Annotated in this window: 14 protein-coding genes and 1 pseudogene; 9 read left to right on the top strand and 6 right to left on the bottom strand. The window is 42.2% G+C overall.

Annotated elements, in window-relative coordinates:
- The first annotated feature begins 2 nt into the window (after nucleotides 1–2).
- Nucleotides 3–776 carry an IclR family transcriptional regulator gene (locus tag FBF75_RS16160; protein ID WP_136944937.1) on the top strand — a complete coding sequence of 258 codons (774 nt, stop codon included), beginning with the start codon at nucleotides 3–5 and terminating at the stop codon, nucleotides 774–776.
- Nucleotides 777–810: 34 nt separating this feature from the next.
- Here the strand turns inward: FBF75_RS16160 and FBF75_RS16165 are convergent, their stop codons facing one another.
- The gene (locus FBF75_RS16165) at nucleotides 811–1,446 is read right to left on the bottom strand and encodes an FMN-dependent NADH-azoreductase (protein WP_024720223.1); all 636 of its coding nucleotides are present in this window, start codon (nucleotides 1,444–1,446) and stop codon (nucleotides 811–813) included.
- Nucleotides 1,447–1,860: 414 nt separating this feature from the next.
- Between FBF75_RS16165 and FBF75_RS16170 the strand changes: the two genes are divergently transcribed.
- The 3 genes from FBF75_RS16170 to FBF75_RS16180 all read left to right on the top strand — a co-directional run bounded on the left by FBF75_RS16170 (nucleotide 1,861) and on the right by FBF75_RS16180 (nucleotide 5,871).
- A complete protein-coding gene (locus FBF75_RS16170) occupies nucleotides 1,861–2,493 on the top strand; it encodes a GDSL-type esterase/lipase family protein (protein ID WP_136944938.1) in 633 nt (210 codons plus the stop codon).
- A gap of 86 nt (nucleotides 2,494–2,579) precedes the next feature.
- On the top strand, nucleotides 2,580–3,662 hold the full coding sequence (locus tag FBF75_RS16175) for a C45 family autoproteolytic acyltransferase/hydrolase (protein ID WP_136944939.1): 1,083 nt from the start codon (nucleotides 2,580–2,582) through the stop codon (nucleotides 3,660–3,662).
- A gap of 121 nt (nucleotides 3,663–3,783) precedes the next feature.
- On the top strand, nucleotides 3,784–5,871 hold the full coding sequence (locus FBF75_RS16180; RefSeq protein ID WP_007498087.1) for a BglG family transcription antiterminator: 2,088 nt from the start codon (nucleotides 3,784–3,786) through the stop codon (nucleotides 5,869–5,871).
- Nucleotides 5,872–5,887: 16 nt separating this feature from the next.
- On the opposite strand, the gene FBF75_RS16185 is transcribed toward FBF75_RS16180, so the two are convergent.
- The gene (locus FBF75_RS16185) at nucleotides 5,888–6,499 is read right to left on the bottom strand and encodes a class I SAM-dependent methyltransferase (RefSeq protein ID WP_136944940.1); all 612 of its coding nucleotides are present in this window, start codon (nucleotides 6,497–6,499) and stop codon (nucleotides 5,888–5,890) included.
- 155 nt (nucleotides 6,500–6,654) lie between these two features.
- On the opposite strand from FBF75_RS16185, the gene FBF75_RS16190 reads away from it, so the two are divergent.
- Nucleotides 6,655–7,524 (top strand): SDR family oxidoreductase, encoded by an 870-nt coding sequence (locus FBF75_RS16190; RefSeq protein WP_025206772.1) that lies wholly within the window; start codon nucleotides 6,655–6,657, stop codon nucleotides 7,522–7,524.
- 294 nt (nucleotides 7,525–7,818) lie between these two features.
- Nucleotides 7,819–8,241 carry a pyridoxamine 5'-phosphate oxidase family protein gene (locus FBF75_RS16195; protein WP_008347166.1) on the top strand — a complete coding sequence of 141 codons (423 nt, stop codon included), beginning with the start codon at nucleotides 7,819–7,821 and terminating at the stop codon, nucleotides 8,239–8,241.
- 565 nt (nucleotides 8,242–8,806) lie between these two features.
- On the opposite strand, the gene FBF75_RS16200 is transcribed toward FBF75_RS16195, so the two are convergent.
- Both FBF75_RS16200 and FBF75_RS16205 read right to left on the bottom strand, forming a co-directional pair.
- Nucleotides 8,807–8,989 carry a hypothetical protein gene (locus FBF75_RS16200; RefSeq protein ID WP_008347162.1) on the bottom strand — a complete coding sequence of 61 codons (183 nt, stop codon included), beginning with the start codon at nucleotides 8,987–8,989 and terminating at the stop codon, nucleotides 8,807–8,809.
- A gap of 13 nt (nucleotides 8,990–9,002) precedes the next feature.
- Nucleotides 9,003–9,221, bottom strand: a complete 219-nt coding sequence (locus tag FBF75_RS16205) for a hypothetical protein (protein ID WP_116307436.1) — start codon at nucleotides 9,219–9,221, stop codon at nucleotides 9,003–9,005.
- Nucleotides 9,222–9,381: 160 nt separating this feature from the next.
- Here FBF75_RS16205 and FBF75_RS16210 point away from each other — a divergent pair, with 160 nt between their 5' ends.
- Nucleotides 9,382–11,631, top strand: a complete 2,250-nt coding sequence (locus FBF75_RS16210; RefSeq protein WP_240692387.1) for a hypothetical protein — start codon at nucleotides 9,382–9,384, stop codon at nucleotides 11,629–11,631.
- A 58-nt stretch (nucleotides 11,632–11,689) separates the two neighbouring features.
- Here the strand turns inward: FBF75_RS16210 and FBF75_RS16215 are convergent, their stop codons facing one another.
- Complete coding sequence (locus tag FBF75_RS16215) at nucleotides 11,690–11,986, bottom strand: DUF3817 domain-containing protein (protein WP_034664017.1); 297 nt, start codon at nucleotides 11,984–11,986, stop codon at nucleotides 11,690–11,692.
- A gap of 132 nt (nucleotides 11,987–12,118) precedes the next feature.
- Complete coding sequence (locus tag FBF75_RS16220; protein WP_050827671.1) at nucleotides 12,119–12,793, bottom strand: GntR family transcriptional regulator; 675 nt, start codon at nucleotides 12,791–12,793, stop codon at nucleotides 12,119–12,121.
- A gap of 154 nt (nucleotides 12,794–12,947) precedes the next feature.
- Here FBF75_RS16220 and FBF75_RS16225 point away from each other — a divergent pair.
- Nucleotides 12,948–13,768, top strand: a pseudogene (locus FBF75_RS16225) (AraC family ligand binding domain-containing protein).
- Complete coding sequence (locus FBF75_RS16230; protein WP_136944942.1) at nucleotides 13,765–14,697, top strand: DMT family transporter; 933 nt, start codon at nucleotides 13,765–13,767, stop codon at nucleotides 14,695–14,697. Before FBF75_RS16225 ends, FBF75_RS16230 begins: the two are co-directional and overlap by 4 nt.

A 14,697-nucleotide genomic window follows, 5' to 3' on the forward strand; every position in this document is an offset into this window, starting at 1 on the left:
ACATGCAGAACACAAATAAAACCGTTGTGAAATCAATGGAGATATTACGGCTTTTTATCACACACGAACAATTAACGTTAAATGACATGATTCAGCTCTCGAGCATGCCCAAAACATCTGTACACCGAATGGCCAACTCCTTAGCCGATATGGGATTATTAGAAAAGCATCCTTCAGGTGTTTACCGATTAGGATTGATGTTCCTTGAATACGGTCAGCTTGTCGCCGACCGCCTCGATATCCGTAGAATTGCAAGGCCCTTTATGGAAAACTTGCGTGATGAGGTAGGTGAGGCTGTTCAGCTCATTATTCGTGAAGGAGATGAAGCCATTTATGTGGAGAAAATGGAAGGAACGCAGCCTGTCCGGCTCTATACCGCTGTCGGAAGAAGATCCCCATTATATGCGGGAGCTTGTGCGAGAAGTATTCTTTCCTTTTTGCCAGAGGAAGAGAGACTTGCCTATATTGATTCGGTAGCGCTCGGGAAAATCGGGATCGGAACCATTACCGATAAAGATGTCCTGCGAAACATGATTGAAGAATCAAACAGACGCGGATATACGTTAAGCTATTCAGAGCTTGAAAACTATACTGCGGCTATTGGAGCGCCCATTTTCAATCATCACGGAGAAGTGGCAGCAGGCATTAGTATTGCAGGGTTTGAGGCAGGCTATCAAAAGGAACGGCTTCCTTATTTAATTGAGCAGGTCAAAAAAGCGGCCAGCGGCATTTCAAAAGAATTAGGTTTTGCATCTGAACAAATAAAAAGCCAATGACCGTTAAGATCATTGGCTTTTTGCGTGTTCATGATTAGAAAGTTTTACCTAAAGCTTTTGCACGTTCGATCGCATCTGCTTTAATTTGTTCTGCTTTTGCAGGCTCAGCATTGTGACCTTCAACAATAAGACCTTCGAAAGAAGGAATACCGAAGAAGTTTGCAATTGTTCCAAGGTAACGGTGACCTGCTTCTAGTTCAGCAGCAGGACCTTCAGTGTAGTATCCGCCACGTGCTTGGATGTGTAGCGCTTTTTTGTCTGTTAGTAATCCAACAGGACCTTGCTCAGTGTATTTGAATGTTTTACCAGCTACAGCAACAGAGTCGATGTATGCTTTAAGAACTGGTGGGAATGAGAAGTTCCAAAGTGGTGAAACAAATACGTATTTGTCAGCAGAAACGAATTGATCGCTTAATTCGTTTAGGCGAGCAACTTTCGCTTGCTCTTCAGCTGAAAGTGTATCGAAGCCAGCACCAGATTGAAGCTTGCCCCATCCAGCGAATACATCTGCATCAATGTGAGGAATGTTTTCTTTGTACAAATCGATATGTACAACCTCGTCACTTGGATTTGCTTCCTTATAAGATTCGATAAATGCTTTAGCAGTAGCCATACTGTAAGAAACTGTTTCATCATGCGGATGTGCAGTGATGTATAAAACTTTTGCCATGTTTATTCAATCCTTCCTGTTTCAATGATTTTTTTAGCGTACCCCAAAGATACACTGAATATGTGGCATCTTTAATCATATTGGAATGCTATGAAAAAGATGTAACAAGCACAGTTACATAAAAACTGATATTTTCATTGTAATCACTATATAGTTTGAAGTCAAGGTATAAAGTCTTGAAATCAAGATAAAAAGTTTGTAAATTTTTCTGAAACGCTTCAAAGCTGCGATTTAAGCAAAAAAACCCTACTCCCATTGAACAAAAAATGGATCGATATCGCAAGTAAAGTGTTTGTAAATGCGCCCATCCTGCGTTTTTGAAAAAAAGGTGGATGCCTTTAAGCCATCTGCTACAAGCATTTGTTCTTCTTTTTCGTATATATAAGAGAAGGCAGGAGAGAGTGAGGGATAAGAGTGGGACGATCCTATGTTGCGATTGGAGATTCCTTAACGGTTGGGGTGGGGGCACGTTTATTTGGCGGCGGTTTTACGGAGCGATATGCGGCGAAGCTTGAAAAGAAGCTGCATATACCGGTGAAACTGTCCGTATTTGCGAAATCAGGGTTAACAACGGAAGAGATCTTGCAGCTTTTTCGGCGGTCTGATGTAAGACGGGCGATTGCTCATGCTGACATCATCACCATCACAGGCTGCGGGAATGATCTTGTTCAAGCTGTTCTGCAGTATGAAAAAGGTGAAGATGAAAAGATACTGCTGCAAGCGTCTATGCATTGTCAGGCGAATTTTAGCAAAATGGTTCAAGAAATCGCTCTGATAAAAAGAGGGCAGCATCATCCATACTGCGTATATTTATTGAATTTATATGATCCTTTTCCTGAGATTCCGATCGCAGAGAGATGGCTGAAGGAATACAACCATCACCTTCGCCAGCTTGCTGCGAATCCACATGTAGAAGTGGTGGATATTTACGGTGTATTTGAAGGACATCAAAGCGCATACTTATCGATTGATCAATTTCATCCGAACCACAAAGGATATGAAGCAATGGCAGAAGCGCTGTTTCAACAATCCGCTAAGCAACTGTGATCCCGCGGGATTGCAGTTTTTTTCATTCTTTTAAATGAAGGGCTGTTTCGATATGATAAAAGAAACAAGACAAAAGAGGTGTATGCATGCAGGAGATGAGCGCGTATTTTCATGAATTGAAAGGAACAGCTTATGAGGTAGGAAAGCAGCAGGCTGTCTGGCTGAAGGAGCACCCTTTGCTTAAAAAACAATATATTCAATCAGAACCGTTATCAAAAGAGGCTGTGAAGGAAACGAAGCAGCTGATTCGACCGTTTCTTCCTCAGTTAGAGGAAGAGCTCTCGGGATTTTGTGATGAAATGCAAATAGATGAAAGCGATTTGACCTTTTTCTATTCTTCGCATCTTCAGCCAGGCTGTTCCCATTGTGTGATGCAGGGGAATGAGGCTGCCAATCAACAAACGGTGATGCTGCGCAACTATGATTTTTCTCCGCTGTTTGATGATATGCGTCTTGTATCTACACATGTGAAGGGCTCAGCAGTCCATACAGGCTCATCATTAATCTTATTTGGTCGATCGGATGGGATGAATGAACATGGTCTATCGGTGACATTTTCTGCATGCGGTCCGCCTATTGGCAACGAACCAGGCTTAAAGCCGCCGGCTGTTGCTGGCTTGCAAGTATATCATGTTATTCGTGCTGTGCTAGAGTCCTGTAAAACGGTGGAGGATGCCGTCCGTTTGGTACAGGAAATGCCCGTCGCGTCTAATGTTCATCTAATGCTTGCTGACCGGCAGGGAGAGGCGGCTGTGATTGAAATGATTGATGGGCAAAAAAAGGTGAGAAGGCCGGAGCGTGGATTTATTGCGGCTACGAACCATCCGCTCGCTGATCACACGGCAAAAGGGTTGACGAAACATCATTCTGTTGTCAGGTACGACATGTTAATTCAAGCTTTAGAAGAACAGCCGTCAAGCGAGTCTCTTACGGAACTATTTCAGGCAGAATACCCTGCTGGTCTGACTGTGCACAATTATGAAGAGCTGTTTGGGACGATGCGAACCGTCATGTTTCGGCCGGAGGAAGGGACGATGGAGTATTGCTTTGGCTCTCCCGTCTATCATCCTACCTATTCATTAAAGGTCGGGGGCACACTGCCATTTCATGAACTAACGATTCAATTTCATCAAAAGGATTATGGACCTTCCTTTTGGAGAAACGTGTGAGTCTTTCATTTTGTCACAACCTGTGTGCCAAATTTAGATCAACTTCAGGTTGCATCGATCAGTGAAAGCGTTTTATATTAAAGTGTGACAATAGACCTATTTAAGCAGAAGGAGGCATTTCATGTACATAACGGCACGAGAACAGAAAGTGATCAAATATATGATTCAGCAAAATCGTTATGTCACCATTCGTGAGATCGCCGATTCTGTTCAAGTAAGTACAAGAACCATTCATAGAGAACTTAAATCCATTAAACCTATTTTAAAGAATTACAACCTATCACTTGATAAACAGCCGGGGAAGGGCTTGAAGGCGGTCGGTGAACAGGAAGACAAACAGCGGCTTCTGTCTCATATTTCAAATGAAGATCAAATTGAATATAGTTCTGATGAACGGAAGCTCTTAATCCTGTGTGCCCTGCTTGAAGCAAAAGAACCGGTGAAATTATATACACTTGCAGCCGACTTGCAGGTTACAAATGCGACCATCAGCTACGACTTAGATGAACTGACGGACTGGATCGCTCCCTACGGTTTACTGCTTATCCGCAAGCGTGGGTACGGCATTGAATTAAAAGGGCCTGAGGAAGCCAAACGAAAAATTGTCGGGAACCTGATCGTTGACCGTCTCGACATTCAATTATTTCTCGAAACGATTGAGATGAATATTAAACATCGAACGAAAGCGACTGAAAAGGTGTTTGGGGTAGTCAGTCGAGGACAGCTGCTCAAGGTAGAAAGGCTGCTCTTTCATTTGAAAAACAGACTCTCTCTCTCGTTGTCAGATAGTGCCTATATTGCACTTGTCGTTCACTTAACCTATGCCATTGAACGCATTCAAATCGGTGAAACCATTCGGATGGAAGAGGAAGAATTGCTTGAATTAAAGCGGACGAAGGAATTTGAATCTTCACTCAGAATCGCACGAGCATTAGAACGCATGTTTAATGTAGAGATTCCTGAAGCGGAGGTCGGCTACATGACCATCCATTTGCGTAGTGCAAATCGAAGCTTTACGGCAGAATACCGCATTGATGAGATTGAGTTAGATATTGCGCTGAGAACGAAGAAACTCATTGACTTTATTTCTCATAAAACAGGCTACCATTTAAATGAAAACGATTCATTGTATGAGGGACTCGTGTCTCATCTTGAACCAGCTATGAACCGTTTAAAAGAAAAGATGCGGATTTACAATCCGCTCACACAACAAATAAAAAAAGACTACTTCTTGCTGTTCATGGCGATTGAAGAAGGTGTGGAGCGCTTCTTTCCTGAGATCGAATTTCCAGAGGATGAAATTGCCTTTATCGTGCTTCATTTTGGTTCGGTGCTTGAAATTAAAAAAGAAGAAACAAAGATTCATGCATTGGTCGTTTGCTCAAGCGGCATCGGTTCGTCCAAAATGCTCGCATCACGATTAAAAAAAGAATTGCCTGAGATCGCCAAATTCGATCTATCTTCCTTAATGGAGCTAAAGGAAATCGACGCTGCGAGCTATGACATGATCGTATCAACCGTGCCGATCCCCTATGAGCATATTGATTACATTATGGTCAGCCCGCTCTTAAACGAGGATGACGCAGTGCGGGTCAAGTCTCATATTAAACGAAAAATTCCTTATCTGATTGAGAAAAAAAGAGCGCAGGAATCTGCAAAAGAATCGGTGGAGGAAACGGTTGATATGATAGGAATGGCAGAGCAAATCACGAATTATATGTCAGTGATTCGCAGCATCTTGTCCCATTTTACAATCGAAAAAAAGAGGACGACGGAGCAGCATGAGTCAACAATGAGAGCGCTGATGCGTCAGGTTGAAAGTCAAGGCTATTTAGAACGTGCAGACGAAGTGACAGCCGGTTTACTTGAGCGTGAGCAGCAAGGTGGTTTAGGCATTCCAGGAACCGAGTTTGCTCTTTTTCACTTAAAGCATGATCTCATTAAGAAACCGGTCTTTCATATCTATGATCTTGATGAGGCATATGAGATCAAAAGCATGGATGGCGGGCAGCAGCTTATGTCCAGAATGCTCCTCATGCTGGCGCCGCTAGAGCTTGGCAAAGAAGGGTCTGAAATGTTTAGCCTGATCAGTTCATCCATCATTGAAAGCGAAGAAAGCATGGCGCTTTATGGACAAGGAACAAAGGAAGAGATTGAACAGAAATTACATCAACTTTTTTATCAATTTGTCAAAGAGGCAAAATGGTAAGAAAAAAGCCGAGAGCTTATTCGCTTCTCGGCTTTTTTGCTGTGACACAGACAGCGAGGGTGGGACGAATCTCTTCATATTCAACGGAAAACTGATCAAATCCAGCAAATTCTAAATCATTGAGGATGCTTTCGCCCATTTCTTTTGTCCGATTGGCGTCCGCTCCTTTTTCTCTTGGCTGCATCACAATGACGAGTGTTCCGCCCGGCTTCAAGGTGTGATAAAGGTTGAGTGCGCCAGCCTTTGGGTCATCCCAAATCGTATAATTGTTAACAGAAAGTACTTTGTCATACTGATCTGTCGGCAGGCGCGTTTTTTCAATTTTCCCGACATACAGCCGGACCTGCTTCTCTTTGGATCGTTTCTTTATACGCGAATGCGCCTGTTCCTTCATAGTTGAAGAAGCATCTAGTCCATCAATGTGAAGATCGTCATAATGCTTGAGCATATGTTTGATGCTATAGCCGGGGCCATAGCCTATTTCCAATATGTTTTCACCATCTGATAAATCTAAATGCTGGATCGCCCATTGATTCAGTGCCTTATTTTCATTTGCCATAATAAAACCTGCGATGCTTCCGAGCCAGCCTTTTGGTCTGCTAAAGGTTTTAGAAATGGTTGACAGCATGTGAGAACGCTCCTTTTTTATGTTTATGTAACCCATTTTCCCCACCCTGAAACCTGTCAATTTTCAAAACGCATTGATGACGCATAGGGATGTTTGAGTAAAAAAATGAAGTGGTAATGAAAGGATACATCAACAAATCAAGGAGGAGCTTACACATGGATTTACGTGAATACTTAACAAATGGCATTCCGCGCCAAACGCAGGATCAGCAGCCAGGCAGTGAAAGAGAAATGAATCCTGCGCCGATCTATGAGGATGAATCGTATAAAGGGTCTGGTAAGCTAAAAGGAAAAGTAGCGCTGATTACAGGTGGAGACAGCGGAATTGGACGTGCCGTTTCTGTCGCGTATGCCAAAGAAGGAGCTCATGTCGCGATCGTATACTTAAATGAACATGAGGATGCAGAGGATACGCAAAAACGTGTAGAACAGGAAGGCGTCAAATGTTTAACAATTGCAGGGGATGTCGGGGACGAAGCCTTTTGCGAGAAAGCGGTAGAAAAGACAGTTGAAGCCTTTGGACAGCTGGACATCTTAGTCAATAATGCGGCCGAACAGCATCCGAAAGAACGTATTCAAGATATTTCTAGTGAACAGCTTCACCAAACCTTTAGAACCAATTTCTATTCTTATTTTTATTTTACGAAGAAGGCACTCGATTACTTAAAACCGGGAAGTTCCATTATTAATACAACATCTATTAACCCGTATCGAGGCAACAAAGTGCTCATTGATTATACGGCGACAAAAGGGGCCATCAACGGCTTTACTCGTTCTATGGCACAGTCGCTTGTGAAAGATGGTATTCGGGTAAACGGTGTGGCGCCCGGCCCAATTTGGACGCCGCTCATTCCATCTACATTTGATGAAGACAGTGTCGAAAACTTCGGGGCCGAGACGCCAATGGGAAGACCAGGACAGCCTGTGGAGCATGTAGGCTGCTATGTACTGCTTGCTTCGGACGAATCGTCTTATATGACGGGACAGACACTTCACGTCAACGGCGGTTCCTTTATGAATACATGATCAATAAACACGCCGCCCAGCTTTGATTGGGCGGTGTATTTAGTATTTCTTCCGATTCTTCTGTACAGATGAGACAGACCATATGATAATGCCCACAACAACCGCTGCAATAACAAGTGAACTCAAATGGAACATCGTTTCATGATGCATATTCAATTTCCCCTTTCAATGTGTCCGTTTTTTATAGCATCAGCTAGAAGATGTCTTTTTATGAAAAACACATTTCTTTGTTTAATGAATGGATTGTCGTGGAAACCTAAGAGTACGGATGACATTTTGAAGGAGTGAAGATACATGTCACAAGAAGAGTTAAAGCAAAAGGTAATGAACTTATTAGACGAACAAAAAGTGGGAACATTGGCGACTGTTGAACAAGATAAGCCGCATACCCGCTATATGACTTTTTTTCATGAAGGGCTGACATTATATACACCAACAAGCAAAGAAACACATAAAGCGGATGAGATTGAAAAAAATCCGAATGTTCATATTCTCATTGGTTATTCAGGTGAAGGATTTGGGGACACATATGCAGAAATCGCAGGTAAAGCCACATTAACTGATGATCCAGAACTGATCGACCGCCTTTGGTCTGATGAGATGGAGAAATGGTTTAAAGGAAAAGATGATCCAAACCTAGTAATCCTTAAGATTGACCCAACCTCCATTCGTTATATGAACGAAGGAAACCGGACACCAGCAGAATTATCACTTTAACACTTGCGTAAGTTGGGGGAACGTGTTATAGTTTTATATTAAGTGTTGAAATAGCAAATAAATAAAGAAAGTAAACTTTCTTTTTTCTATGACATAATGAGAAGCAATAGAGCTTCTACTTGATAAGAACGAGACGCTGTCAAAGCGAACAAACTTATTCTTTTCCTTCTGCAACCGCCCCCTATAAAAGCGGAAGAATGGAAAAAAGACGTTTTGATTTACAATTCACACTGGCACGGCTTCGGAGCCGTAAGGACGAATGAGAGGTAGGGCTTTCGTTGTCTTGTTATCCAGAACTTCCATGGCGTTTACTTTCAAACGTAGGTTCACTCGGAACACATATGACACACTGATATGATCGAATCTTAATTCATACACTCCGTGACGGAGATTAAACATTGATTATTTATTTGCATGAAAAGAGTAAGAAACGGGCTGCCATCTATTTGGCAGCCTTTTTTAGGTTAAAAGCGGACACCATCCGCATGACATCCCCTTCAAAAAGATTCGCCGCTAACAATAGAACAACGAACACTCATCGACAGAAAGAGGAAATGCTTCATCATCACTCACTTCGCCCTTTCTTCTGATATCTCCAAATCCGGCCAATAAAAAAGAACATCACCGTAAACAAAATAGAGAAGATCAACATGTCCAGCAGTGTCACGCCTCTATCTGGATGCACAACCCCAAACCAAACCCATTGAAGAACAAAAGAGATAGCAAAATAAAAGATGGATTCTTTCATGAAATTCTCCTTTTCACTTGTTTTTTTGATTGTTTAGCCACACCATCCAGATGAAGAAGGAACAAATGGCGCATGCGAGCAAAGTGACAGGCGGCAAGGTGTACCAGCTAGTCAGCCCCTTTACAAAGCACATATAAAAAAAGAAAATGGTCATAGATACGAGCAGCCATTGCTTGAACCAACGGGGAACACGCAGCCAAGCCGCTAGAATGATCGATGATAGCTTATCCATTGAGATAACATCCTTTTTTTGAATCTGATTGGATTTTATCGTAAACAATCAAATATGTAAAATATGGATTTAGAAAGTTGGAATGGTATTTTTCTAGCATGAAACATTCTCGCTGCACTGACGTATAAGAAAAAGGAACTCCATGAAAGGAAGCGATCAAGTGAAAAGAATACCAGTGATTTTCCTCAGGTATATTGTCTTCTTTATTCCAGCAATCATTCTTAGTGTCTTGGTGTGGAACCATTACCAAGATGATTTGTCAGCAGGGAAAGCGACGCAATATGACGTCAAACAAATATTTACATTCGATGAAGGAAAACGAGTAGTGAGTGCTGTATCAAAAAACCAGCAGCTCCATTTTGCAATGTATGATCCTCAATCAGGAAAAAGAATCAGTGAATGGATAACGGAAAGCGATACGTTTAATGAAATGCTGCCATCTATTCAAGGGAACCATCTCTTACTTGCTTTAAAAAATAAAGACGATCAGCTGTTGATCGAAAAACTGTCTCCAAGCGGAGCAAAGAAAGAACTCGTCAAGCAAAACTTACAGATTCCCTCATTTTTAAAAACGAATACATATCAATGGAATGGACGTCTCGTGTTTACAGGAGAAATGGAAGGCGCTGCTGCGGTCCTCGGTGAGCTAAAGAATGGTCAGTTTCATGTCCACAATCTCAGCGAGCTGAAGCTACCAGCAAGACCTGTTTCCATCGATGTCGTCATGAATTCTTTTAGAGGGCAGACCCCATTCCCTATGTTTGAATTGACTTTGAAAAATGACCAGAAGGCGTATGTCAGCGGAATCTCAAACGAGAAGCATCAGCTTGGGGTCTATGTCTCCAAAAGTGCAGAACCGTTTAGCCTCATTGAAGATAAAGTCGTGCAGCAACTGAAAAAAACGATCGGATCTTCACAAAACGTTGCTGTCGCTGTCGAATCCAACTATCCAAAAAGACCAAGGAAAGTGGATGCAGAGGGAAGGCTTGGGGAAGTCGTCCCAACACCAAAACCGATGTACCAAACCTTTATCTACCAGCTGAATGAAGAAGAAGTTCTTCTTTTAGGCTCTACAGCAAAGGACGAAGCAAAAGGCAAGCTGACTGGTTATATTTATAATCATCGCACGAATAAGGCGACGTCTGCCAGCAAGCTGTCTCAGTCGTTGTCATATGAATCTTTACAAAAAGAAGATCTCTCTTTTCATAAAAATGTGAAGAGCAATTGGCTCTATTATTCACTTGGCAACCAATTAACGGGGGCCTTTGAGACGAAAAGCAAACAGCTAAAGGAATTTCCTTTGCAAAAGGTCATCTCAATCGAAAATGCCAGTCCAGCCCACCAAACGTCTGTTGACACCTTTATACAATATGTCATGAAGGGCGGACCACTCATTCTCAACTGGGTGATATGGATCTTTATCCCACTGCTGTTATTTGTGCTAGCGATCTTCCTGCCACCGATTTTGAGACTGGTGAGAAAGAACAAGATAAAAGACAGTGTCACATTAGAAGCCAATATTGTATCAGTCAAAGAAACGGGTACCTACATCAACGAACAGCCGCTGGTCAACATGCAACTTCAATTTCAATATGATGGGAGAAATATCGAGAAGGCGGTTAAAACGGTTGTATCCTATACTCAGATACCGCAACCGGGTCAGCGTATCGCCATTCTCTACAATCCGAAAAAGAAAAAAGCGATGCTCTTAAAAGAAGGTGACTTCTCGCAGCCAAGCGAGCCAAAGTTCATCAAAGGCGCTATTTTAAGAAACATAGAATCATATGGAACCGTAGGACGAGGCACCGTCTTATCACTTACATTTGAAGCAGATCAGAAAAGGTATACCATTCCGATGATTCAAGCCGCTGGTTTTGAATTTAGAACAGGAGAAAAAGCCGATCTCGTCGACATCAGTGGTCAGCTGAAAATGGCAGCCTATGGGCATGAAGTGCGGAATCGTTCGGGGAAAGACGTGACATTGACAGGAACGATCCAACGGGTGAAGCAATATCCAGTCACAATTCATGATCAGAAGCCTATTATGCTGGATGTGACGGTTTCTAGCGGAGATCAATCCATCACAAAAACGGTCAGCCAATTCATCCCTGATCATATGGAGGTCGCGCCAGGAACTCAAATCACGATGCAGACAAAACAAGAAGAGCTGGATAAAGAAATCAGTCTTATGCAAGAGAAACAAGGAAGTGCAAAAGTGACCCATGTCACATTTTCCGGTGTCATCGGCAACCAGCCGTTAGCGATCATTCAGATTGAGAGAGAAGGCGTGATGTATGAAGTGAAACAGCCAATCGATCCGATCACTAGCGTCTTGCCAGGTGATGAATTATGGGTGGCATATCACGAAATGACACGTCAAGCAGCCATTGTGAAATATGCATCGATTTAAAAAATACGTCAGCGTGTAGAAAAAGGGCTAAAACGAATGTCGTTTTAGCCCTTTTTGATTAAGCTTTTGTATCATACTGGCGAAGCACCTTGTCATAGGCGAAGTTGCCGAAAGGAATGAATGCCGCAAAGAATCCGGCGATGGACCATTTCAAATGCCAGCGAACTTTAAAGGTCACATATGCCAAAACGAGCATATAGATCACAAACAATGCGCCATGAAGAGAGCCCACAATGGTGACCGCCATCGGAATATCCGCAAAATATTTTAGAGGCATGGCAATTAAAAGAAGGGTTAAAAGAGACATACCCTCAATAAAACCCGCCTGTCTCAGACGGCTGATACTTGTATGCATATACAAATCCTCCTGTATAAAAGCTAGTTTCTCATCTTCTAATATAAACGAAAGATCGCCTGAACATGCGATAATCTACGAAAAATTCAAAATATGTTCAACGAATGCTTAAAAAATGGGAAATGACACGCGTTACTTTTCGGTTGTTTCATAGAGTACTTGCTTTAAATGCGCCACATCATGTATTAGGTGGTCTGTCATCGCCTGAACGGCTGCCGCAGCCCGGCGTTCTTTTATTTGAGTGAAAATGGCCGTATGCTCTTTTTGAATCGTCTCAGCCCGAGGCCCGCCGCTAAAATGAAAGATGCGGCAATAATGAATGAGCGCATTCACGTGATTTAATTGTTTAGATAAACGGTGATTGTGACTGGCTTGTATGATTGTTTGATGAAACGCTTCGTTTAACTGAACGATATCCTGAGATGGCAGCTGCTGTTTGATTGCTTCGTCTGCCTTCGTGAGCACCTGTTCAATGTCATCTATCTCTCTATCTGTGGCTTCTTTGCAGGCAAGCTTAACGGCAAGCGTTTCTAAAGCCATTCGGACTTGATAGAGTTCCTCGACATCCCGCTCTGTTAACGTATAGACAGAATAGCCTGATTTAGGATCAGCGATTAAAAGTTCGTCCTTTTCTAAAAGCCTCATCGCCTCTCTGACCGGTGATCGGCTTACGCCAAATTGTTTGGCAAGCTGTGTTTCATTGATGCGCTCTCCTGGCTGAAACTGGCCATCAAAAATCATTTGCTTCAGCTGTTCATAAAATTGCATGTGATACGGTGCTGGTCTTTCCATCTCGAATGAATTCATCCCATCATTCCCTCTTTTGTACATCATCTTTTGTCTCATGTTATCCAAGTTCTTCCCTCTAGGCAAGCCTGCATCGAAAAGTCAATATCGTACAATCCAAGAGAAAAAGGGTGTGCTACACTAATGATCAGCTCAGTGAAAAGAGGGGATCGACATGAGAATACTAGAGGAACGAACAGTCCATTTTGACCAGGACTTGCAAATAGAGGCGTATCGCTTTCATGCCATCATCAAAAAGTTCCCAAAACATTTTCATCCATACTATGTGATAGGATTTATTGAAGGCGGTCAAAGACGTATGTTCTGCCAAAATCAAGAATACATCATTGAAAAAGGAGATATCCTTCTTTTCAATCCGTACGATAACCACGCATGTGAACAATTTGATCACATGCCGCTAGATTATCGCAGCTTAAATATTGAACCAGAGGTGCTGGAGAAGGTCTTTCAGCACAAGCCGCATTTTAAAGCCCCTGTGGTTTCACAAAGTGAACTAGCAAAGCAATTATATGATCTTCATCAAATGATCACAGAAGAAGCTCCTGCTTTGAATAAACAGGAAGCCTTTTACTTTTGATGAAGCAGTTGATCGAAACCTATTCTGATACACCAGAGGAAAAAGCATCAGCAGCCAATGCCAATGAACAAAAAGTCCAAGACGTACAGCAATATATTGAAACACATCTCACGGAAAATATATCGTTAGATGACTTAGGTGAGCTTGTGTCCATGAACAAATATTCATTGCTGCGTGCTTTTACAAAGTTCAGAGGAATTACGCCGTATCGTTATTTACAGACAATCAGGGTGAACTATGCGAAGGAACTTCTCGCCCAAGGAATGAAGCCAATAGATGTAGCTGCTGCCGCTGGATTTTCTGATCAAAGTCATTTGACTCATTTCTTTTCGGAATTTATTGGGCTTACGCCAGGGCAGTATCAGCAAATTTTTGCAAAGCAGGTAACAGCAAAATGAAAAATAAACAGCTTCTTGGTCATCTAGCAGCCATGCTCACCATTTTTTTATGGGGATCTACCTTTATATCAACCAAAATATTATTAACGGCTTTTTCTCCAACAGAGATTTTATTTTTTCGTTTTTTCCTTGGGTACCTTGCCCTGATGATCATTTATCCAGTCACCATGAAGGTGCAGCATAGAAAGCATGAAGGGATGTTTGCGCTCGCAGGGTTATGCGGTGTGGTCTTATACTATTTTTTAGAAAATGTTGCACTTACCTATACGTTCGCTTCGAATGCAGGTGTTATCAGCTCCGTTGTCCCATTTTTCTCTTTTCTATTGTCTTATTTTTTATTAAAAGATGAGCCGCTACATAGCCGGTTTTTTATCGGTTTTTTCATTGCGATGACGGGAATTGTGCTGATTAGCTTGAACGGGATGACGACATTCCAATTGAATCCACTCGGCGATGCTTTAGCATTTATGGCTACCATTGTCTGGGCATTTTATTCCATTTTATCGAAAATGATCAATCAATATGGCTACCATATTATTCAGGTGACAAGACGTGTTTTCTTTTACGGGCTTTTATGGATGATTCCACTGATCTGGCATTTTAAGATTCGTTTAGACTGGGAGCGGTTGACGAATCCATCGTTTACCTTCCACTTGCTGTTTTTAGGCGTCTTTGCATCTGCTATTTGTTTTCTAACATGGAGCTTTTCCGTGAAGACGATCGGTGTGGTGAAATCGAGTATCTACATTTATGGCGTTCCAATCATCACGATGGTCATTTCAATGATCGTTCTCCATGAGAGATTGACCTTCATGTCACTGCTCGGAACAGCTCTGACTTTGGGAGGATTGCTTCTTTCAGATAAAAAAGGAGCAGGTAGAAAAAAACAGTCAGTCCCATTACAGTTGCAGAACAAAAAGGCGCTTTGA

The sequence above is a fragment of the Bacillus sp. S2(2019) genome (assembly GCF_005144805.1).
In the GTDB taxonomy this organism is placed as follows: Bacteria; Bacillota; Bacilli; order Bacillales; family Bacillaceae; genus Bacillus; species Bacillus altitudinis.